The sequence below is a fragment of the Streptomyces sp. NPDC001530 genome, assembly GCF_042894545.1.
GTDB lineage: Bacteria > Actinomycetota > Actinomycetes > Streptomycetales > Streptomycetaceae > Streptomyces.
Map to the genome: position 1 here is coordinate 461,879 of NZ_JBIAVS010000007.1, position 22,244 is coordinate 484,122.

Annotated in this window: 14 protein-coding genes; 4 read left to right on the plus strand and 10 right to left on the minus strand. The window is 69.1% G+C overall.

Annotated elements, in window-relative coordinates; translation table 11 throughout:
- Positions 1–77: 77 nt before the first annotated feature.
- Complete coding sequence (locus tag ACFY0T_RS17195) at positions 78–5,018, minus strand: NAD-glutamate dehydrogenase (protein WP_388870440.1); 4,941 nt, start codon at positions 5,016–5,018, stop codon at positions 78–80.
- An 813-nt stretch (positions 5,019–5,831) separates the two neighbouring features.
- Here ACFY0T_RS17195 and ACFY0T_RS17200 point away from each other — a divergent pair.
- Positions 5,832–6,398 (plus strand): DJ-1/PfpI family protein, encoded by a 567-nt coding sequence (locus tag ACFY0T_RS17200; RefSeq protein WP_388870444.1) that lies wholly within the window; start codon positions 5,832–5,834, stop codon positions 6,396–6,398.
- 191 nt (positions 6,399–6,589) lie between these two features.
- On the opposite strand, the gene ACFY0T_RS17205 is transcribed toward ACFY0T_RS17200, so the two are convergent.
- Positions 6,590–7,255 (minus strand): HAD family hydrolase, encoded by a 666-nt coding sequence (locus ACFY0T_RS17205; RefSeq protein ID WP_388870447.1) that lies wholly within the window; start codon positions 7,253–7,255, stop codon positions 6,590–6,592.
- 204 nt (positions 7,256–7,459) lie between these two features.
- Entirely contained in the window at positions 7,460–7,975 is a 516-nt protein-coding gene (locus ACFY0T_RS17210; RefSeq protein WP_388870449.1) for a DUF6912 family protein, read from the minus strand.
- Between the two features lie 1,005 nt (positions 7,976–8,980).
- Here ACFY0T_RS17210 and ACFY0T_RS17215 point away from each other — a divergent pair.
- Complete coding sequence (locus ACFY0T_RS17215) at positions 8,981–9,394, plus strand: Rv3235 family protein (RefSeq protein WP_388870452.1); 414 nt, start codon at positions 8,981–8,983, stop codon at positions 9,392–9,394.
- A gap of 86 nt (positions 9,395–9,480) precedes the next feature.
- Here ACFY0T_RS17215 and secA read toward each other — a convergent pair whose 3' ends face one another.
- Entirely contained in the window at positions 9,481–12,288 is a 2,808-nt protein-coding gene (gene secA / locus ACFY0T_RS17220) for a preprotein translocase subunit SecA (RefSeq protein WP_388870455.1), read from the minus strand.
- A 244-nt stretch (positions 12,289–12,532) separates the two neighbouring features.
- On the opposite strand from secA, the gene ACFY0T_RS17225 reads away from it, so the two are divergent.
- Complete coding sequence (locus ACFY0T_RS17225) at positions 12,533–13,111, plus strand: GNAT family N-acetyltransferase (protein WP_388870458.1); 579 nt, start codon at positions 12,533–12,535, stop codon at positions 13,109–13,111.
- A 234-nt stretch (positions 13,112–13,345) separates the two neighbouring features.
- A complete protein-coding gene (locus tag ACFY0T_RS17230; RefSeq protein WP_388870460.1) occupies positions 13,346–14,536 on the plus strand; it encodes a winged helix-turn-helix domain-containing protein in 1,191 nt (396 codons plus the stop codon).
- Positions 14,537–14,584: 48 nt separating this feature from the next.
- Here ACFY0T_RS17230 and ACFY0T_RS17235 read toward each other — a convergent pair whose 3' ends face one another.
- From ACFY0T_RS17235 to mtrA, 6 genes are all read right to left on the minus strand, one after another.
- A complete protein-coding gene (locus ACFY0T_RS17235; protein WP_107015873.1) occupies positions 14,585–15,331 on the minus strand; it encodes a response regulator transcription factor in 747 nt (248 codons plus the stop codon).
- Between the two features lie 207 nt (positions 15,332–15,538).
- Positions 15,539–16,231, minus strand: a complete 693-nt coding sequence (hpf, locus tag ACFY0T_RS17240; protein WP_388870463.1) for a ribosome hibernation-promoting factor, HPF/YfiA family — start codon at positions 16,229–16,231, stop codon at positions 15,539–15,541.
- Positions 16,232–16,546: 315 nt separating this feature from the next.
- The gene (locus ACFY0T_RS17245; protein ID WP_388870465.1) at positions 16,547–17,476 is read right to left on the minus strand and encodes a ComF family protein; all 930 of its coding nucleotides are present in this window, start codon (positions 17,474–17,476) and stop codon (positions 16,547–16,549) included.
- Positions 17,477–17,624: 148 nt separating this feature from the next.
- On the minus strand, positions 17,625–19,472 hold the full coding sequence (locus tag ACFY0T_RS17250) for an LpqB family beta-propeller domain-containing protein (protein ID WP_388870467.1): 1,848 nt from the start codon (positions 19,470–19,472) through the stop codon (positions 17,625–17,627).
- The gene (gene mtrB / locus ACFY0T_RS17255; RefSeq protein WP_388870470.1) at positions 19,462–21,549 is read right to left on the minus strand and encodes an MtrAB system histidine kinase MtrB; all 2,088 of its coding nucleotides are present in this window, start codon (positions 21,547–21,549) and stop codon (positions 19,462–19,464) included. The genes ACFY0T_RS17250 and mtrB overlap by 11 nt, the downstream gene beginning before the upstream one ends.
- Before the next feature lies 1 nt (position 21,550).
- On the minus strand, positions 21,551–22,240 hold the full coding sequence (gene mtrA / locus ACFY0T_RS17260) for a two-component system response regulator MtrA (protein ID WP_150136091.1): 690 nt from the start codon (positions 22,238–22,240) through the stop codon (positions 21,551–21,553).
- Positions 22,241–22,244: the final 4 nt, after the last annotated feature.

Consider the following 22,244-nt stretch of genomic DNA (forward strand, 5'->3'; position numbering starts at 1 on the left):
AGCCGAAACAAGCTCGGGGCGCCCCCATCGACGTACGGGACGTACCAGACGTACGGGCTACGAACGCGACATACGACCTACGAATGCGTCCGCAGCAGCGTCCTCATCGTCCGCATCGCCACCGACAGGTTGGCGAGGTCGAACGAGTCCGAGCCCTGGATCTCCTCCAGGGTCGTGCGGGCCCGGCCGAGGATCGCCGCGTTCTTCTCCTGCCACGCCTTGAAGCGCTGCTCGGGAGTCGAGGTGCCGTTGCCCACCGCCAGGACGTCGGCGGTGAGTGCCGCGTGGGCCGCGTACAGGTCCTCGCGGATCGACGCGCGGGCCATGGACTGCCAGCGGTCTGCGCGCGGCAGCTCGATGATGCGGTCCATGAGCTGGGTGATGCCGAGGCGGTCGGCGAGGTCGTAGTAGACCTCGGCGACGGCCATCGGGTCCCTGCCCATGCGGTCGGCCACCGCGACGATGTCCAGCGTCGGGAAGGCGGAGGAGAACCCGGCCACGCGGGTGGCGAGTTCGTCCGGGACGCCGGCGCCCGACAGCTCGTCGTAGATCTGCTGGTACCACTCCAGGTCCGCGCCGCGCAGCAGCTTGGGCAGCTCGGACCAGACCTGCTCGACTCCGTCGCCGAAGAAGCCGATCGTCTCGGCGAGCTGGAGCGGCTGCGGCCGGTTGTTGAGCAGCCAGCGGGTGCCGCGCTCGACGAGGCGGCGCGAGTGCAGCCGGATCCGGGTCTGGACGTCGGCGGCGACGACATTGTCGAGCGCCTCCACCGCGTCCCACACCTTGCTCGACTCGAAGATCGCGCGGGCCGCGGTCTGCGCCCGGACGATCTCCTCCAGCGAGGCACCGGTCTCCTCACGGAGACGGTGCAGGAAGCTCGTACCGCCCGTGTTGACCGTGTCGTTGACCAGGACGGTCGTCACGATCTCGCGGCGCAGCGCGTGCCCGTCGATCTGCTCGCGGAAGTTCTCGCGCAGTGCCGTCGGGAAGTACGCGTGCAACAGGCTCTGCAGGTACGGGTCGTCGGGCAGCGAGGTGGAGAGCAGCTCGTCGGAGACCGTGATCTTCGTGTACGCGAGGAGGACGGCCGTCTCAGGCCCGGTCAGGCCCTGCCCGGTGTTGAGTCGCTCGCGGATCTGGCGCTCGGTGGGCAGGAACTCCAGGGCCCGGTCGAGGTGGCCCTCACGCACCAGGTGGCGGAGGAACCGCTGCTGAGCGTGGAGCATGCTCCCGGACTGGGCCAGCGCGTTGGCGATCGCCACGTTCTGCGCGTAGTTGTTGCGCAGGACCAGGGCGCCGACCTCGTCCGTCATCTCGGCGAGCACCTTGTTGCGCTGCTTGACGGTCAGGTCGCCGTTGGCCACCACCGCGTTGAGCAGGATCTTGATGTTCACCTCGTGGTCGGAGGTGTCCACGCCCGCGCTGTTGTCGATGGCATCGGTGTTGATCTTGCCGCCGTGCTGGGCGAACTCGATGCGGCCGAGCTGGGTCAGCCCCAGGTTGCCGCCCTCGCCGACGACCTTCACGCGCAGGTCGCCGCCGTCGACACGGATCGCGTCGTTGGCCTTGTCGCCGACGTCCGCGTGCGACTCGACGGCCGACTTCACGTACGTACCGATGCCGCCGTTCCACAGCAGGTCGACCGGCGCCTTGAGGATCGCCTTCATCAGATCGGCCGGGGTCATCTTGGCGACGCCGGACTCGATGCCGAGGGCCTCGCGGATGTGCGCGTTGATCGGGATGGCCTTGGCGGTACGCGGGAAGACACCGCCGCCGGACGAGATCAGCTCGCTGTTGTAGTCGGCCCACGACGAGCGCGGCAGCTCGAACAGACGGCGGCGCTCGGCGTACGACGACTCCGCGTCCGGGTGCGGGTCGATGAAGATGTGCCGGTGGTCGAAGGCCGCGACCAGCCGGATGTGCTCGCTGAGCAGCATGCCGTTGCCGAACACGTCACCGGACATGTCGCCGACGCCGACCACGGTGAAGTCCTGCGTCTGGGTGTTCACACCCAGCTCCCGGAAGTGCCGCTTCACGGACTCCCAGGCGCCGCGGGCGGTGATGCCCATCTTCTTGTGGTCGTAGCCCGCGGAGCCGCCGGAGGCGAAGGCGTCGCCGAGCCAGAAGTTGTACGACTGGGCGACCTCGTTGGCGATGTCCGAGAACGTCGCGGTGCCCTTGTCGGCGGCGACGACGAGGTACGTGTCGTCCACGTCGTGCCGGACGACGTCGGCCGGCGGCACGACTTCCCCGGCGACCATGTTGTCGGTGATGTCGAGCAGTGCGGAGATGAAGGTCCGGTAGCTGCGGATGCCCTCGGCGAGCCAGGCGTCGCGGTCCACGGACGGGTCGGGCAGCTGCTTGGCGACGAAGCCGCCCTTGGCGCCGACCGGCACGATGACGGTGTTCTTCACCATCTGCGCCTTGACCAGCCCGAGGATCTCCGTACGGAAGTCCTCACGCCGGTCGGACCAGCGCAGACCGCCTCGCGCGACCTTGCCGAACCGCAGGTGCACGCCCTCGACACGCGGCGAGTACACCCAGATCTCGTACGCGGGCCGCGGCGCCGGAAGGTCCGGAATGGCCGTCGGGTCGAACTTCATGGAGACGTATTCGTGCCACCTGGCACCCAGCGCCTCCTGGAAGAAGTTCGTCCGCAGCGTCGCCTTGATGAGGTTGAGGAAGGACCGCAGGATCCGGTCCTCGTCCAGCGAGGCGACCTGGTCGAGGGCGGCGTCCAGCTCCTCCATCAGGGCGTCCGTCAGCTCGACACCAGCGCGCTGGCGGTCCGGCGACATCCGCGCCTCGAACAGCGACACGAGGAGCCGGGTGGTGTGGACGTTGTTGCGGAGGGTGTCCTCCATGTAGTCCTGGCTGAAGGTGGAACCGGCCTGGCGCAGGTACTTCGCGTACGCGCGCAGCACCATCGCCTGCCGCCAGTTCAGCCCGGCGCTCAGGACGAGGGCGTTGAAGCCGTCGTTCTCGGCCTGGCCGGTCCAGGTGGCGGTGAAGGCGTCCTGGAATCGCTCGCGGCCGTCGTCGCCGAGGTAGTCGCCATTGCCGGTCATGGACTTGGGCAGCCGCAGCCCGAAGTCGTAGATCCAGGCGGTCGTGCGGTCCGAGCAGCGCAGCTCGTACGGCCGCTCGTCGGTGACCTCGACGCCCATGCGGTTGAGCGCGGGCAGAACCGCGGAGAGCGAGACCTGCTCACCGGTGCGGTAGATCTTGAAACGGCGCTCGCTGGGCGCCGCGCCCACCGGCTCGTACAGGCTGAGCGCGAAGTCCTTGTTCGGGTCGTGCGTGAGCGCTTCGAGGTGGACGAGGTCGGCGACGGCGGCGCGCGGGGTGTGGTCGGCCTTGTAGCCCTCGGGGAAGGCGTTGGCGTACCGGCGCAGCAGTTCCGCGGCGCGCTCCTCGCCGCACTCGGCGGTCAGCGCCTCCGCGAAGCCGTCGGCCCAGGAGCGGGCGGCCTCGACGAGCCGCGCCTCGATGTGCTCCTTGTCGGAGTCGGACAGCTGCGGCAGCTCGGTGCCCGGCGGGACCCGGACCACGAAGTGCAGCCGGGACAGGATCGACTCGGTGTTCCAGGCCGTGAAGTCGACGCTGGTGCCGTTCAGCTCTTCCTTGAGGATGTCGATGATCCGCAGGCGTACGCCGGTGGTGTAGCGGTCGCGCGGCAGGTAGACGAGGGCGGAGTAGTAGCGCCCGTACTCGTCCTGGCGCAGGTAGAGCCGCAGCCGACGCCGCTCCTGCAGGTACAGGACGGAGGTGACGATGGAGCGCAGCTCGTCGACGGGGGTCTGGAAGAGCTCGTCGCGCGGGTAGGTCTCCAGGATCTGGAGCAGGTCGCGCCCGTCGTGGCTGTTGGGCGAGAAGCCCGCGCCCTTGAGGACTTCCTCCACCTTGCGGCGGATGACGGGCACACGGCGCACGGACTCGGTGTACGCGGCGGACGAGAAGAGTCCCAGGAAGCGCCGCTCCCCGATGACGTTGCCGTGCTCGTCGAACTTCTTCACGCCGACGTAGTCGAGGTACGACGGCCGGTGCACGGTCGCGCGGCTGTTGGCCTTGGTGAGGACGAGGAGCTTGTGCTCGCGGGCCTTGGCGCGGGCGTCGGCGGGCAGCCGCTCGAAGGACGGGCTGACCGGGTGGCTCTCGTCACCGGAGTGGTGCGGGTCGGACCGCAGTATGCCGAGCCCGGTGCCGGGAACGGCGGCCAGCGAGTCATCGTCGCGCAGCTCGTACTCCCGGTACCCCAGGAAGGTGAAGTGGTCGTCCGAGAGCCAGCGCAGCAGCTCACGGGCCTCCTCGACCTCCTGGTCGCGCAGGTCGTCGGCGGTCGGCTCCTTGGGCAGCTCCTCCGCGAAGCGCAGCGCGGCGTCGCGCATCTTCTCCCAGTCCTCGACGGCCTCACGGACGTCGGACAGGATGCGCAGCAGATCGGCGGTGATCTGCTTCAGATCGGCGCGGTCGGTCTCGCGGTCGATCTCGACATGGATCCAGGACTCGATGTGGGCGTCGTGCGGAAGCTCCTCGACGGTGGGCCGGCCGGGCAGCACCTCGATGAGCTTGCCGGTCAGATCACGCCGTACGACGAACTGCGGGTGGATGACGACATGAATGCCGCGCCCCTGCCGGGACAGCTCATTGGTGACCGAGTCGACCAGGAACGGCATGTCATCGGTGACGACCTCGACGACGGAGTGGCTGCAGGTCCAGCCGTTCTCCTCGACGGTCGGGGTGTGGACCCGCACGTTGGCCGTGCCCTGAGGGCGGTTCTCGGCCAGTCGGTAGTGCGAGAAGGCGGCTCCGAGAACATCGACCGGGTCGCGGTCGGTGAGGTCCTCCGGGGCGGTGTGCAGGTAGTAGCGCTGGAGGAACGCGAGCACGGTGTCCCTGTCAGGGGTGCCCTCGCCCGTCGTCCCAGTCGGTAGGTGCCCCCCGACCGGGCTGTTCTCAGCTACCCGGGCGGCCCGTTCGAGCAGCTCGGCCTTGGCTTCGTCCAGCTTGGTCTGCATTGTCCTCTGGCTCCTGTCGCGCGCCGTTGCGTGACGTTGAAGGAAGTACGGTCTCTTCTCTTCCGACGTAACGCCGTGACGCGGGGTGTCCGGTCTGCTTCGACGCTATGCCGCAAGGTGAGATGAGCGGTGGGTTATCGGCCATTTTCAGCGCCCCTGAAGACTGTGACGCTGCTCTCGGCGACGTTTGTTCCCAGGGTGTCCTCGACGTACGGAGGGCGCTTGCCACGTTCGCCGTCATCCCGTCCCGCCCGCGAAGATCAGCGACCGCCGCCCGGTCACGGATGTCGTCCGTGCTCTCCGGGCGCAGGGCAGGGGCGACGATGCCCCCGCGAGATATCGCGCTGATCACGCCACAAGGCTATCGCCCCCTACCCCGGACCCGTCATGAGCCGTATGTGTACAAAACCGGGGGTGGAACTTTGACAGTATGCACAGGGACGAATGGGACGGGGACGTGCAGTCCACGCAGCTGCTAGCAGTCCGTCCGCAGAACTGCGGGCAGTCAGTCCGCACAACTGCGGGCAATCGTGCCTCCCCCACTGCCTTAACGGCGTGGGGGACCCCAGGCGGCACGGGTGGGCGCTGCGGGTACCCCCTGCTCGAAGAGCTTGGGGGAGGCACCACCCTGCACGCGCCGGTAAGCGCACCACCCGACGGCAACCCCCGCGGCCGGGTGCCTAAGGAACGCACGCCCCCTTGGCAAGGCCCCCGCCCCGAGGCACGTTGCCCAGGACGGCCAAACCAGCCGGAAGCACAATTGAGACATGCCCGAGGAACAGCTGACGCAAGGCTGAGGGGAGCGGCACCGACATGACAACGAAGATCCTCATGGTCACCGGCGACGCAGCGGAATCACTGGAAGTCCTGTACCCCTACCAGCGCCTGCGCGAGGAAGGCTACGAGGTCCACATCGCAGCCCCCACCCGCAAGCAACTCCAATTCGTCGTCCACGACTTCGAACCCGGCTTCGACACCTACACGGAGAAGCCCGGCTACACCTGGCCCGCCGACCTCGCCTTCTCCGAAGTCGACCCCGGCCAGTACGCCGCCCTCGTCATCCCCGGCGGCCGAGCCCCGGAGTACCTCCGCAACGACCTCGAACTCCGCAAGATCCTCAAGTCCTTCTTCGACACGGACAAGCCCGTGGCCCAGATCTGCCACGGCCCCCTCCTGACGGCCGCCGTCGACGCCCTGCGCGGCCGCCGCGTCACGGCGTACCCCGCCCTGGAACTCGACATGCAGGCCGCCGGCGCGACCTTCCACGACGCGGAGGCGGTGGTCGACGGCACGCTGGTCTCCGCCCGCGCCTGGCCGGACCACTCCGGCTGGATGCGCGAGTTCCTCACGGTGCTCCGCGCAAAGGCACCACTGACCTGAACAACCCGAACCGAACCGACCTGGACCGGCCCGAACCGAACCGACCTGGATCACCCGGACCACCCGGACCCAGCTGAACAGGCCGAGCCGAGCTGAGCCGAACTGAACCACCCGAGCGGCGGCTGTCCCCTTGGTCAGGGCCCCCTGGTCAGGACCCCCTGGTCAGGGGGCCCCTGGCGACGGGGCCCTGGTCAGGCCGCCAGCCGCTCGGCCTCCTCGACCGCCTCCGCCAGGCTGTCCACCACGGGCACGCCCACCTCCTCCAGGCTGGCGCGGCCGTGGGAACCCCCGGTGTAGAGAACCGCCCGCGCCCCCACGTGCCGCGCGGCAACCGCGTCGTCGGCCGCGTCGCCGATCACCACCACACGGGACGGCTCCACACCGGCGAGCGCACCCACGTGCCGCACCATGTGCTCGGCCTTGCTGCCACCGGACGGCCCGGTCCGCCCCTCGACCCGTATGAAGTGCGACTCGATCCCGAACCCCCGTACCAACGGGACCAGTTCGTCATGCCCGTACATGCTGAGGATCGACTGGCTGCGCCCCACCGACACCCACTCGGCGAGCAGCGTCGGCACACCCTCGGTGAGCTCGCACGCTATCCGGTGCTCCGCGTAGTACCGATGGAAGGTCTCGTCCATGACCTGCCACTCGGCATCCGTAGGCAGCCGCCCCATCAGCCGCTCATAGAACTTCGGCACCGGCACGCAGTACAACGCCCTGTACCGCTCCAGCGTGATCGGCTCCAGCCCCAGCTCGGCGAACGCCGCGTTCGTCGCCCCGATGATCGCCGCATTGTCGTGGAACAGCGTGCCGTTCCAGTCCCACACAATGTGCGCAGCTCTGTTCTTCCCCATGACAAGAACGTACCCGCCGCCACTGACAAAGCCCCGCGGGCGTACACACCTGTGGGCATGTGTGCCGCTAGGGGCGAAGGGAATCCCCCTGCTCGAGCGAAGCCGAGAACTTGAGGGACGGTGGGCACAGCGGCACCCGTACCGCGCCGGGCTGCGCGACCCACCCCAAGCTCAGCCACGCCCCGGGATCGGTGCGGCAAGCGCTCAGTCCCCCAACCCCACCAGGTTGGGAATCTCCTGTGTGGCGAACCACAGCAGCTCGTGGTCCTCGGCCCCGTCGACGATGAACTGCGCGTCGTCGTCCCCGACGTCCGCCGCACCCAGTGCCTCCGCCGCCGCGGCGACATCCGCCTCGGCGTCGGCCGAGTCGACGTGCACGGCGGCCGCCTTGGCCAGGAGCACGGCCTGGGAGACCCGCACCTCACCGAGGGCGGCCGGGTCGAGCCCCCGGTCGGGATCAGCGGCCGCGGCCCGGTCGGGTACGTCGACCGCGACGACGACCCGCCGCCGCACCGCCCCCGGATCGACCGCGAGCAGCCGCAGCGAGGCCAGCGCGGCACGGTTCAGCGCCGCGTACTCGAGCTCCTCGATGTCGTCGGAGAGGTACCACTCACGCAGCGCGGGCGTGACGGCGTACGCGACGAACGGTCCCGCCTCCAGCTCCCCCGTCTTGTACGCCTCGGCGAGACCGGAGAGGGTCAGGGGGACGTAGACGCGCATGGCTGGCCGCTTTCGTAGTCGGAAGGCTCCGATTTTCGTAGTCGGAGGGCTCCTGGGAGGGCGGTCCCGCGCCTCCCCGGAGGGCCTTCAGGATACGTGCGGGCGTCCCCTTTCGAGTCCCCGGCCGCACCCTCCGCGGCGTCCACCCCGGGCCACGAATTCACCCGGTGCACCCCGCTCCCACCAAGGCCGCCGCACCTCCCGGCCACCCTGATAGGTGAACCTCCCGGCCGCTCCGGCGCGCGTCCCGTGTCCTTGCGGAGGCCCGCTCCCGCCTCGTACAAGATCCCCAACGCCAAAGTTACCGCCCGGTATCAACCGGGCCCCAGCGAGCGGGGACCACGCATGAACAAGGTGATGACCAGGACCAAGCGCCACCCGGGCACCCGCCCACCCGGCCGCCAGGACACCCGCCGCCCGGGCAGCACACCACCCCGCACCCCGGGAGCCGGCGCACCCCGCAGGACACCGGACGGCAGCCCACCGTCGACCCCACCCGGAGAAGGCGCATCCCGCCCCGCGACACGGACAGAATCCCTCCCGTCCACGACTTCAGCCACCGCACTCCCACGGACGACGCCGCCGCAAAGCCGCCCGCCGACGACGAGTGGAGGTCGCCCGTCGGCGGCACCGGGTGCAGGCCGTCCGCAGGCGGCACCGGGTGCAGGCCGCCCACAGCGGGCACCGGGTGAAGGCCGCCCTCTGACGGCGCCGAGGGGAGGTCGCCCGTCGGCGGCACCGGGCGGCGGTCGCCCACCGGCAGTACCGGGTGGCGGTCGCCTACAGGCGGTACCGGGTGGCGGTCGCCCACAGGCAGTACCGGGCGGCGGTCGCCCACAGGCAGTACCGGGCGGAGACCGCCCACAGGCAGTACCGGGCGGAGACCGCCCACAGGCGGTACCGGGCGGAGGCCGCCCGTCAGGGGCGCTGCCCGAAAGCGCCGCTCGGACGACGCCCACCCGCAGCCCGCTGCGCCCGGCGCCGGGCGACATCGCCCTCTCACCCTTGCCGGCCCGAGGCAGCGGGGGAGCCCGGCCCCTCACCGTCTCCGCTGAAGCCCCCTGCGGGCCCGTTCTCCAACCCCGCCCCACCGACCTCTTCGCCGACCGCCTGCTCGCCGTACTGAGCGGCCAGCGCCCCGTCCACTGCATGCTGCGCCACACCGCGGGCCGCGCCTACGACGAACTGGCCTGGCTCGCCGAACGCGGTCCCCTGCGCGCCCGCGGCACCCGCCCCGTCGTCCGCGACATCGGCTACTACGTGCCGCGCCCCGGTGCGATCGAGGTCTTCGCCCGCATCGGCGCGGGCGACCAGCTCCGCGCCATGGCCTTCCGCCTGGAGCAGGGCCCCGATCTCCGCTGGCGCTGCACGGCGGTCGAGCTGGGCGGGCCCCGCATGCCCCGCGCGGACGACGACTGAGCCCCCGGCCCCGGCGTAACGCAAAGGGCCGGGCACCCAAAGGTGCCCGGCCCGACCTGCGCGTTACTGCTCGCGCGCGGCGCCCGTCACTTCTTGCGGCGACGCGCGCCCTTCTGCTGCTTGCGGCGCTCCGCGCGCGTGAGGCCGTCCGCCTCGGAGCGCACGGGCTCGTCGCCATCGACGAAGTCGCCCTCGACGATGTCGCCCTCGCCGTCCACCTTCGGCGCGGAGAAGTGCAGCCGGTCGGGACGCCGTGGGGCGTCGAGCCCCTTGGCGCGGATCTCCGGACGCGCACCCGCGGGGACGACGTCCGCCTTGTCGAGGGAGGGCGCGGCGTCCTCGACCGGGACTTCCTCGACCTGCTGCTCGACCTGGACCTCCAGGTTGAACAGGTAGCCGACCGACTCCTCCTTGATGCCGTCCATCATGGCGGAGAACATGTCGAAGCCCTCGCGCTGGTACTCGACCAGCGGGTCCTTCTGCGCCATGGCGCGCAGGCCGATGCCCTCCTGGAGGTAGTCCATCTCGTAGAGGTGCTCGCGCCACTTGCGGTCCAGGACCGACAGCACGACCCGGCGCTCCAGCTCCCGCATGATCTCGGAGCCGAGCTGCGCCTCACGGGCCTCGTACTGCTCGTGGATGTCGTCCTTGATGGACTCGGAGATGAACTCGGCGGTCAGACCGGCACGGTCACCGGCCGCCTCCTCCAGCTCGTCGATGGTGACCTTCACCGGGTAGAGCTGCTTGAAGGCGCCCCACAGCCGGTCCAGGTCCCACTCCTCAGCGAAGCCCTCGGCGGTCTCGGCCTCGATATAGGCGTCGATCGTGTCGTCCATGAAGTGGTGGATCTGCTCCTGCAGGTCCTCGCCCTCCAGGACGCGGCGGCGCTCTCCGTAGATGACCTCGCGCTGCCGGTTGAGGACCTCGTCGTACTTCAGGACGTTCTTACGGGTCTCGAAGTTCTGCTGCTCGACCTGCGACTGGGCGGACGCGATCGCGCGCGTGACCATCTTGTTCTCGATCGGCACGTCGTCGGGGACGTTCGCCATCGACATCACGCGCTCGACCATCTGCGCCTTGAAGAGCCTCATCAGGTCGTCGCCCAGCGACAGGTAGAAGCGGGACTCACCCGGGTCGCCCTGACGGCCGGAACGACCGCGCAGCTGGTTGTCGATACGACGCGACTCGTGCCGCTCAGTGCCGAGGACGTAGAGCCCGCCGAGCTCCCTGACCTCCTCGAACTCCGCCTTGACCGCCTTTTCGGCCCTCTCCAGGGCGGCGGGCAGCGCGGCGGCCCACTCCTCGATGTGCTCCTCGGGGTCGAGGCCGCGCTGGCGCAGCTCCGCCTCGGCGAGGTCGTCGGGGTTGCCGCCGAGCTTGATGTCCGTACCACGGCCGGCCATGTTCGTGGCCACGGTCACGGCGCCCTTGCGGCCGGCCTGGGCCACGATCGTCGCCTCCCGGTCGTGCTGCTTGGCGTTCAGCACTTCGTGCTGAATACCGCGCTTGGAGAGCTGCTGCGACAGGTATTCGGACTTCTCGACCGACGTCGTACCGACGAGGATCGGCTGGCCCTTCTCGTGCTTCTCGGCGATGTCGTCGACCACCGCGTCGAACTTGGCTACCTCGGTGCGGTAGATCAGGTCCGACTGGTCCTTGCGGACCATCGGCTTGTTGGTCGGGATCGGGACGACACCGAGCTTGTAGATCTGGTGGAACTCGGCGGCCTCGGTCATCGCCGTACCGGTCATGCCGGAGAGCTTGCCGTAGAGGCGGAAGAAGTTCTGCAGGGTGATCGTGGCGAGGGTCTGGTTCTCGTCCTTGATGTCGACCCCTTCCTTCGCCTCGATCGCCTGGTGCATGCCCTCGTTGTAGCGGCGGCCGGCGAGGATACGGCCGGTGTGCTCGTCGACGATCATGACTTCGCCGTCGATGACGACGTAGTCCTTGTCCTTCTTGAAGAGTTCCTTGGCCTTGATGGCGTTGTTCAGGTACCCGACGAGCGGCGTGTTGACCGACTCGTAGAGGTTGTCGATGCCCAGCCAGTCCTCGACCTTGGAGACGCCGGACTCGTGGATGGCGACGGTGCGCTTCTTCTCGTCGACCTCGTAGTCCCCGGTCTCCTCGATGCCCTTGAGGGGGTTGCCTGCCTCGCCCTTCTTCAGGCGGGTGACCAGCTTGGCGAAGTCGCCGTACCACTTGGTGGCCTGGTCGGCCGGGCCGGAGATGATCAGCGGCGTACGGGCCTCGTCGACGAGGATGGAGTCGACCTCGTCGACGATCGCGAAGTTGTGGCCGCGCTGCACCAGTTCGTCCTGCGACCACGCCATGTTGTCGCGCAGGTAGTCGAAGCCGAACTCGTTGTTCGTGCCGTACGTGATGTCGCACGCGTACTGCTCGCGGCGCTGGGCCGGCGTCATGTTGGCGAGGATGCAGCCGACGTTCAGCCCGAGGAACTTGTGGACGCGACCCATCATTTCGGAGTCGCGCTCGGCCAGGTAGTCGTTGACCGTGATGAGGTGAACGCCGTCTCCGGAGAGGGCGTTCAGATACGCGGGCAGGGTGCCGACGAGCGTCTTGCCCTCACCGGTCTTCATCTCGGCGACATAGCCGAGGTGCAGGGCGGCGCCCCCCATCATCTGCACGTCGTAGTGACGCTGGCCCAGCACGCGCTTGGCCGCCTCACGGACGGTCGCGAACGCCTCGGGCAGCAGGTCGTCGAGGCTTTCGCCGTCGGCGTACCGCTGCTTGTACTCATCGGTGAGGGCCCGCAGCTCGGCGTCGGAGAGGTCGACGAAGTCCTCTTCGATGGAGTTGACCTGGTCCGCGATGCGGTGCAGCTTGCGCAGGATCTTGCCTTCGCCTGCACGCATGATCTTCGAGAGGACGGACACGGGGGTTTGTCTCCTTGCCGGTCGGGCCTGGGACGGTCGGTTTCAATGACAGTTACAAATCACAGCTTGAGCAACGGCCATCGTAAGCGAGGACCACACCGCGCCGGGAGGTCTGCCAGTGACAGCCACTAGGACAACGGACAGGGGTTGCGGAAGGTGCCGCGTCCGCGTCGCAAAAAGTAACGACGCTCTCACCCACAGCAAACGAATGGCGCCCTTCCGGTAGCCCGAGCAGAATCGGCCGATGGACCCCGTCACCCTGACCACCGATCGTCTCGTCCTGCGCGCCGTCGGCCCGGACGATACCGACGCCGTGTACGACGCCGTCCAGGACCCTGACATCCAGCGCTGGACCACGATCCCCTCGCCGTATCTCCGCGACCACGCGACGAGCTTCACGCATCAGATGGTGCCCGACGGCTGGGCGGACGGCTCCATGTTCACCTTCGGCGTCTTCCTCCCCTCCGGGGAGCTGGTGGGCATGCTCGGCATCACCATGCGCTCCCTCGGTGTCGGCGAGATCGGCTTCTGGGCGACGAAGGAACACCGCGGCAACGGCTACGTCACCGAAGCCGCCCTCGCCGCCTCCCGCTGGGCCTTCACGGACCTGTCCATCGACCGCGTCGAATGGCGCGCCGAGGTCGGCAACACCAACTCCCGCGCGGTCGCCGAACGAGCCGGTTTCACCCTCGAAGGCACCCTTCGCTCCGCCATCAACAACAAGGGAGTACGCCGAGACTGCTGGGTGGGCTCCCTCCTCCCCTCGGACCTGTCCCTGCCCTCGACAGCCCCGTATCTACCGACAGCTTCACAACTGCCCTAACTACGGGCATGCGCACCGCGAGCGGCGACAACCCACCCTCAGCAGACGCAGCTGTGGGCACTCAGCCGACGTAGCTGTGGGCATGCGTACCGCTAGGGGCGATGGGGGTCCCCTGTTCAAGCGAAGTCGAGAACTTGGGGGAGGGTGGGCACCCAGAAGCGAGCGCGCACCCCGGTGCGGCCCCCAATCCCCAGGCCGGCCCCCATTGTCAGTGGCACCGCCTACCGTGTGGGCATGACGAGCCTGCCGCGTCCCACCACCGACCTCTCCGCCGCCGAAGCCCGCCGCATAGCCCTCCGGGCCCAGGGCTTCCTGGGCGCCCCGGAGCGCAAGTCCGGCGTCCGCGGAGTCCTGCGACACCTGGGCGCGGTCCAACTCGACACCATCTCCGTCCTCGCCCGCTCCCACGAACTCATCCCGTACGCCCGCCTCGGCGCCGTAGGCCGCAAAACGGTCGATCAGGCGTACTGGACGCCAAGTTCCGACGGAGCGCCCCACGCCTTCGAGTACTGGTCCCACGCGGCCTGCATCCTCCCCGTGGAGGAGTGGCCCCACTTCGCCTTCCGCCGCCGCGCCTACAGAGCCCGCCCGCACTGGAACCACCCCCTGCCGGACGGCACCTACGACCAGGTCATCAAACAGCTCCGCGCCGAAGGCCCCCTCACCGCCACGGAGTTGGGCGGCGCGAAGAAGACCAGCGAGTGGTGGGACTGGTCGGGCACCAAGGTCGCCGTCGAGCGCGCGCTGATGTACGGCGAAGTGGTGTGCACGGAGCGCCGCGGCTGGAAGCGGGTGTACGACCTCGCCGAGCGCGCCATCCCCGCCGCACTGCTCCACGACGAGCTGGACGACACGGAGTGCCTGCGCCGCCTCGTCCGTCTCGCGGGCCAGTCCCTCGGCGTCGGCACCCGCGCGGACATCGCCGACTACCACCGCGTCAAGGGCGAGCAGGTCGACGCGGTGATCGCGGAATCGGGTCTGGTCCCGGTGACGGTCGAAGGCTGGGGCAAGCCGGCATGGGCCGACCCGGCAGCGCTGGAAACACCACCGCGAGGCCGCCACCGCACCACACTCCTGTCCCCCTTCGACTCCCTGATCTGGGAACGGGCGCGCACGGAGCGGATCTTCGGCTTCACTCACCGCCTGGAGGCGTACACGCCCAAGCCGAAGCGGATCTACGGCTATTTCGCGATGCCGGTCCTGGCCGGCGGCCATCTCGTCGGCCGCGTGGACCCCGCCCGCGAGGGGAGCACACTGGTCGCCAAACAGGTCACCCTGGACGGCGCGAAGGCGGTCCCGGCCGTGGCCCAGGCCTTGCTCGAGGCGGCAAGCTGGGTGGACTGCACGGACGTACGCGTGGAACGGGTGGACGCTCCGGAACTGCGCGCCCCGCTCACCGCGGAACTGGCTCGGGCGCTCGCGTGACCAAGGGCCACGCAACTCGCGTGACCACGGGCCAGGTAAACCGAGCGACTAGCGGATCTCGAGGATCTTCTCCCGCATCGCGTACACCACGGCCTCCATCCTGGAGTGCAGCTGCAGCTTCTCCAGGATGTTGCGCACATGGTTCTTCACCGTGTTCTCGGAGATGAACAACTCCTTGGCGATATCCCGGTTGTTCATCCCCGTGGCGACGAGCTTGAGGACCTCGAGCTCGCGATCGGTGAGCCGCGGTGCGGGCACCAGCCGGCGCTCGTCCGTCCGCTGGATCATCGACTTGAACTCGGTGAGGAGTTTCGACGCCATCGAGGGGCTGATCTGCGACTGCCCGTCGGCCACCGCGCGAATGGCCGTGGCCACTTCGTCCGTGGAGATCTCCTTGAGGAGATATCCGGTCGCCCCCGCCTTGATCGCGTCGTAGAGGTCGGCCTCCTCGTCGCTGATCGTCAGCATGATGATCTTCGCGCTGGGGGCCACCTCCTTGATGGAGGTGCACGCCTCGATGCCGCCCCGCTTCGGCATGCGTACGTCCATCAGCACGATGTCGGGCAGCAGATCGGCTGCCTTGTCGACCGCCTCCGCCCCGTCACCCGCCTCTCCGACGACCTGGATGTCCTCCTCGGCCGCGAGCACGATCTCCAGACCGCGGCGGAAGAGGGCGTGATCGTCCACGACAAGGACCCTGATGGGCTCCTTGCCTGGAGAGCCCGCGTCCGGGCCCATGCCGACGACGCCGTCGTCGGCATCCTCGTCACGCATCGGTCCGAAGCTGTCCGCCATCGTTCCTCCCCCTGAAGGCCGTGGCCTGTATTCCTGTGCCATCGCCAACCCAAGGCAACGGCCCACCGGTTGGAGCCGGTGCGGCCATGATTCCATGCCTGGACGACAGTGCGGTGACAGAGCGGGGCGCGAAGTGGTCGCACACCGGTGCCCCTGGGGGCGCACACGCGCCCCCAGGGGCACCGGCTAAGCCGTCACCGGGGAGGGTCAGCCGCCGAGCGCACCGCCCGGCGCATCCGCTGCGGCCTGGGCGACCATCGGGTCCGTGCTGAGGTGGATGACGCCGTAGTCGTACGCGTGCCGCCGGTAGACGACACTGGGTTCCTTCGTCTCGGAGTCGACGAACAGATAGAAGTCGTGCCCGACCAGCTCCATCTCGTAGAGCGCCTGGTCGAGCGTCATCGGGGCAGCCACGTGGGTCTTCTCGCGGACGACGAGGGGGCCTTCGCCCATGACCTCGAGGGAGCCGATCTTCTTGGTCGGCACGCTGTCGGGTTCCTCGTCGCGGACGACGCTCCCGTTGCCGTTCAGCGTCGCGGCACCCGGGACGTGGTCGGCGACCTCGGCGGCCGAGAGCCTGCCGTTGCCACGGCGGGTATAGCGCTTGTCGTGCTGCTTGCGCAGCCGGGCTTCGAGTTTGTCCGCGGCCAGGTCGAGTGCTGCATACGGATCACTTGCCGCTGCTTCCGCCCGGATCACCGGACCGCGGGAGCGGAGCGTGATCTCCACTCGGTCACAACGGTCGGCCTGTCGGGGGTTGGGCTCCTTGGACACCTCGACGTCGAGGCTGATCACCTTGCCATCGAGCTTCTGGATCTTCTCCAGCTTCAGCTTCTCGGCCACGTGCTTGCGGAACCGCTCGGGCACCTCGGTCTTGCGGCCCTTGACGACGATGTCCACGCAGAACTCCGTTCCCGGATAGCTCCGCTCCACTGGCGGAGCATCTCCCTTTTGCACCAGGCTCCGGTGTGTCCCGGAACCTCGGACTCGGTGACTTTCACCTCCTCCTCCCCCATGGACAAGATCTCCACCCCACCGATGCGGGTGATTGCGGAAAACCCGCAGCACAGCATTCGGATTTGCAAGGTACGGCCTGCGCCATTGCCTCACAACTGAACATATCTCGCCCGGACGGATGTCGTCACCCTCTACTGCGGCGTACCTCCGTTCAGGTGAATTGACCCTCTCATTACCTGCAACGATGCAAGTTCTCAGTCAGTTCCGGTTTATTTCGAAAGAGTCTGGCGACGCTGCGACCACAGCCGCGCAGATCATGTCGCAGTCTGTGTCCACAACTTCGTCCGTACCCGCCCATCGAGGGACCACTTCTGTCAGCTCCACCCCCTCTGCCCTTGTCTTCGCGGCCCGCACGGCCCGCCCCGCCTCGGTCAACGAGGCACCCGTCGTCATCAGGTCGTCCACGAGCACGACCCGGCCGCCGTCCGCCAGCAGCCGGGCACTCCCGGTGGCCACCTCGAGGGCGCCTGTGAGATTGTCCAGCCGCTGCCGGGAATTGAGCCCCGACTGGTCGGCCACGGCGCGCCGCTGCCGCAACACGCTCAGCACCCGGGTCGGCATCCCCGTACGCCGCAGCTCGCCCGCCGCCGCGAGCGCGATCCGCCGCGCCGGGTCATGCCCCCGCGCCCGCACCGCCCGCCGCGACGACGGCACGGGAACCAGCAGCACTGGTCCTCGGCCGATTCCGCCGACAGCCCCCGGCCGCTCGCCCGGAAGCCGTGGCTGCCCACTACCGGCCCCCGGCCGACCGCCCTCGCCCCACCGTTGCCCCATCCCGAGCCTCAGCCGCCCCTCCGGAGCCATGAGCCGCCCGTCCGGACCAGGACGTCGTACGTACCCCAGCCCCGCCCGCACAGCCCCCGCCAGGGCCACTCCGAGAGGCGCCGCGAGCGCCAGCGCGCCCCGCTCCTTGTGGGCGAGCAGCGCGGCCCGCACCTCGTCCTCGTAGGGAGCGGCCGCGTGCACCACAGGCAGCCCAGTCGGTTCCGGCACCGGTCGCACCCGGCACGGTGCGGCCCCACTCAGGGCGGCACGGCACTCAGGGCAGAGCACCGTGCGAGGCCTCCCGCAGCCTCCGCACTCGGCCGGCAGCACCAGATCGGTGAGGTCCTGCCACCACCCCCGCATGCCCACCACTGTGCCAACCCACGGACCGACCGGCCACCCCTGTGGATAACTACCTGTGGATAACCCGCACGTCCGTCACACGGCCGTCACCCTTATGGAGGCCTGCCCAGGTAAACGAGCAGGCCCGCCCGGGACAAGACGAGCAGACCTACCCGGGATAGACCGGCGCGGCCCCGTCCTTGACCACCTTCTGCCACTGCTCCCCGGACGACAGCCGCACGATCCCGTCCTCTTCCGAGTGCGCCACCAGTGGCAGCTGCTCGTCCTCGGACGCGGCGATCTCCTTGACGCCCGTCAGCGCGGAAGGCGCAGTGCCCACCGGAGTGGAGCCGTCGACCTGGACGTAGCGCATCTGCTGCACACCGCCCTGCTCGCGTCCGACCACCACGAGCCGGCTGTCCCCGGCCCACGACATGGCCGTGACCTCCTCCAGCTGAGGTGCTACGGAGCGCAGTTCGAGGATCGACACGACGGATCGCTCTCCGGACTCGGTCTCGCGGTCGATGCGCCCGATCTGCAGCGAGCTCTTGCCGTCCTTCTCGACGATCAGCGCGATCCGCACCCCGTCGGCGGCCACCCGCACGGCCTCGACGCGCCCGTCGAGGCTCGGCGTCTCGACCACCAGCGGATCGCCCGCGCCTTGCTGCAGCAGAAGCAGCCGGGGTTTCTTCGGGTCGCGGTCAGCCACCCACAGGTCGCCCTGCCCGTCCCAGCTGGGCGTCGTCAGCCGGTCGTCCGCCGTCTTGCCCTGGCTGTGCAGCACCGCTTCGCCGAGCGAGCCGCCCGACACCAGCGACCCGACGTACAGCGACGTACCGTCGGCCGACACCCCGGCCGCGCTGCTCTCGTCCCGCGACACCGCGGCCGCCCTCAGCTTCTTCTCGCCCTCACCCAGCGCACCGGGCACTGGCTCGGACTTCTTGTCGCTGCCGCCACTGGGCATCCGCACGAGCCGCTGCTTGCCGTCGATGAAGTACTGGTAGTCGGCATGGTGCCCCGTACCGTGCGAGGCGATCCCCTCGGCCTGGCCCTCGGTGAGCACGCACAGTTGCGAACCGTCCGACTTCTGCAACTCCACCTCGACCACACCTGTGGGCGTCAGGTCCTGGAAGGTGAAGAGGAGTTGGGCCGCCATCTTGGCGCACTGGGCCCGGCCGACGTGGTCCGCCTTCCTGTTCAGCGGCACCGTGACCCTGTTCCGGTCGTCGGGCGACAACGACTTGATGCCCTTCTTCAGCTCCGTCCCCGAGGGAAAACTCGACGTCACCACCGGGTCCAGCCAACGCGTGGGGCCCTTCAGAAGCGCGCGGACCATCTGCGTCATCGGGTCCACCTGCTCACGCACATAGACCGGATCGGCAACGGTTCCCAGCGGTCCGCCCGTCCTGGAGGTCACGTTCGACGCGTAGTAGTACTTGTTGACAGACACGTAGTTGCGTTGGAAGTCGGACTTGCCCATCACAACGCCCTGCGGCAGCCCGTCGATGCGCCACTGCTTGCTGTCCTTCAGCTGTGTGAGATGCACCGTCCTGGTGTACGAGCCGGAGTCCGGCGCGTACGCATGCTGCGAGTCGACCGTGGCGACCTTGCTGCCGCTCAGCCTGTACAAGGAATCGTCGTCGGAGCCTTCTCTGGTCCCGGCGGGCACCGACTCGGGGTCAGGCGCGTCCGCGAGGACGGTCGTGGACCGGTACGGATCCCACGCCTTGCGGGCACTCTCCGTCAGGTACTTGCGCGCCGTCTCGTACCGCGGGTCATCACTCGTCAGCGCCTCCAGGAAACCCTGCACAATCTCCGCAGGGGCGGCGTCATCACGCGGCGGCATGGCGAACACGCGGACCTGCGAGTCCTGCCTCGGCGTCGACTCGACCCCGCTCAGCCCCCCGCTGTCGGGCATCGAGGCGCACCCCGCCAGCAGCAGCGCACAGCAGCCGACGTACACCCCCACACGCACCGGACGCCCACGGCCGCCGCGCCCTTCGCGGTCAGCGCCCACGAAATGCCTCCCCTTGTCCGAGCTCCTCCGGCTCCCCGCCGTCGGGCCCGCGCTCCTCCACCGTAAGCTCCCCGCCCGCGGCAGGTGTCTCGTCCGGCCGTCGTGCGGCCCCGGTGGGCCGCGGCACCACGCGCGCGCCGTTGCCCGGCAGCGCCGTCGGGTCGGCCGTGGGCGACACCCCGGCCAGTCGCGGCACGATGGGCGCCCGCGGCGGCATCGACGGCACATTGCCGCCCACGGGCTGCTGCACCGGCACCGTGGCGAGCTTGCCGCTGCCGCCGAGCGGCAGACCGGCGTCATTAAGTCCACGATTTCGCCGGGAGTCCTTGGGCTCCAGCGGTATCGGCGAGCCGCGCAGCGGCTCGTCCGCCGTCCGCGGCAGCGTCAGCCGGAACTGCGAACCGCCGCCCGGCTCACCCCACGCCTGCAGCCAGCCGCCATGCAACCGCGCGTCCTCCAGGGCGATGGAGAGCCCGAGCCCCGTACCCCCGGTGGTGCGCGCGCGTGCCGGGTCGGCCCGCCAGAAGCGGCTGAACACCCGGGTCGCCTCGCCGGGCTTGAGCCCCACGCCGTAGTCACGCACCGCGACCGCGACCGCCCCGCCTGCTGCGGCGAGCTTGACCACCACGTCCTTGCCCTCGCCATGCTCCACGGCGTTGACGACGAGGTTGCGCAGCACCCGTTCCACCCGCCGGGCATCAGCCTCGGCGACCACCGGTTGCTGATCGCCGACGACGCGTATGTGCGTGCCCTTGCGCTCGGCGAGCGGCTCGGCCCCACTGACGACCTTCCGTACGACCTCGCGCATGTCTATCGGCTCGGCCTCCAGGGCGGCCGCGCCCGCGTCGAACCGGCTGATCTCCAGCAGGTCCGAGAGCAGCGACTCGAACCGGTCCAACTGGTCGGCGAGCAGCTCGGCCGACCGCGCGGTCACCGGGTCGAAGTCCACGCGCGCGTCATGGATGACGTCGGCCGCCATCCGGACGGTCGTCAACGGCGTACGCAGCTCGTGCGAGACGTCGGACACGAACCGCCGCTGCATCCGCGACAGGTCCTCCAGCTGCTGGATCTTCAGCTGCAGGTTCTGCGCCATCTTGTTGAAGGCCTCACCGAGCCGCGCGATGTCGTCCTCGCCGGTCACCTTCATACGTTCCTGGAGGCGCCCGGCGGAGAGCCGCTCAGCGATTCCCGCCGCCATCCGCACCGGCGTGACGACCTGGCGCACCACGAGCCACGCGATGGCCCCCAGCAGCACCACGACAAACAGTCCGGCCGTGGCCAGCGTCCCCTTGACCAGGCTCAGCGACTTCTCCTCCTGCGTCAGCGGGAAGAGGTAGTAGAGCTGGTACGGGTCTCCGTTGGGGTCGTTGACCTGCTTGCCGATGACCAGCGCCGGCTGCGAATCCTTATCGTCCTTGTAGACGACACGGGTATAGCTCTGGGCTGCCAGCGTGCTGCGGTCGACACGTGCGCGCAGATCCTCCGGCACGCTCACGGTCGGATCGACGTTGCCCGAGTAGCGCGGCCCCAGCCCGGCGCCACCGTTGCCAGCCGCGGTAGAGCTGAGTGTCACCACGTCGAAGGCGCCCTGTCCGCCGCTGGAGAGGGACACCACGAGGTCGCTCATCCACTGGCTGACGTTCCTGGACGAGCGGCCGTCCGCGGTCGAACCGTCGTCGCCGTTCGCCGTCGCGGCGGCGTCCGCCTTTTGCTTGGCCACCGAGAAGCCGCCCACGGCCTGGCTCTGCGATGCCTTCACCTTGGCGTCCAGCAGTCCGTTGCGCACCTGCCCGATCACCACGAAGCCGAGCAGCAACACGACGCCCAGCGACATCAGCAACGTCGTCACGACGATCTTGAGCTGGATGTTGCGCCGCCACAGCCGCATCACGGGCAGCAGCGGACGGCGCACCCAGCGCATGAACAGCCGAAGGATCGGGCTGCCCTGGACCCCGCCCTGCAGCAGCCCGCCCTCCATGAACCGTCCCCAGCGGGAGCCCGTCACCTTCCGGCCGACAGGCCGCCCCGAACGGACCCCCGACTCACCGGGCGCCGAAGCGGCACTGTCCCGGGACATGTCAGCTCGGTCCTGCCTTGTAACCGACGCCACGGACGGTCACCACGATCTCCGGCCGCTCCGGGTCCTTCTCGACCTTGGAGCGCAGCCGCTGGACATGGACGTTGACCAGACGGGTGTCCGCCGCGTGCCGGTACCCCCACACCTGCTCCAGCAGGACCTCACGCGTGAACACCTGCCACGGCTTGCGGGCCAGCGCCACCAGCAGGTCGAACTCCAGCGGCGTCAGCGCTATCGACTGCCCCTCCCGCTTCACAGAGTGACCGGCCACGTCGATGACGAGGTCGCCAATGGCCAGCTGCTCGGGCGCCGGCTCCTCCGAACGGCGCAGCCGCGCCCTGATCCGCGCCACCAGCTCCTTTGGCTTGAACGGCTTCACGATGTAGTCGTCGGCGCCCGACTCGAGGCCGACGACGACATCGACGGTGTCGCTCTTCGCTGTGAGCATCACGATCGGCACCCCGGACTCCGCCCTGATCAGGCGGCACACCTCGATACCGTCCCGGCCGGGCAGCATCAGGTCCAGGAGCACCAGATCGGGCTTGGTCTCACGGAAAGCGGCCAGCGCCTTGTCGCCGTCGGCTACGAAAGACGGCTCAAAACCTTCACCACGCAACACGATGCCGAGCATCTCGGCCAGTGCGGTGTCGTCATCGACGACAAGGACTCGTCCCTTCATAAACGACATCATCCCA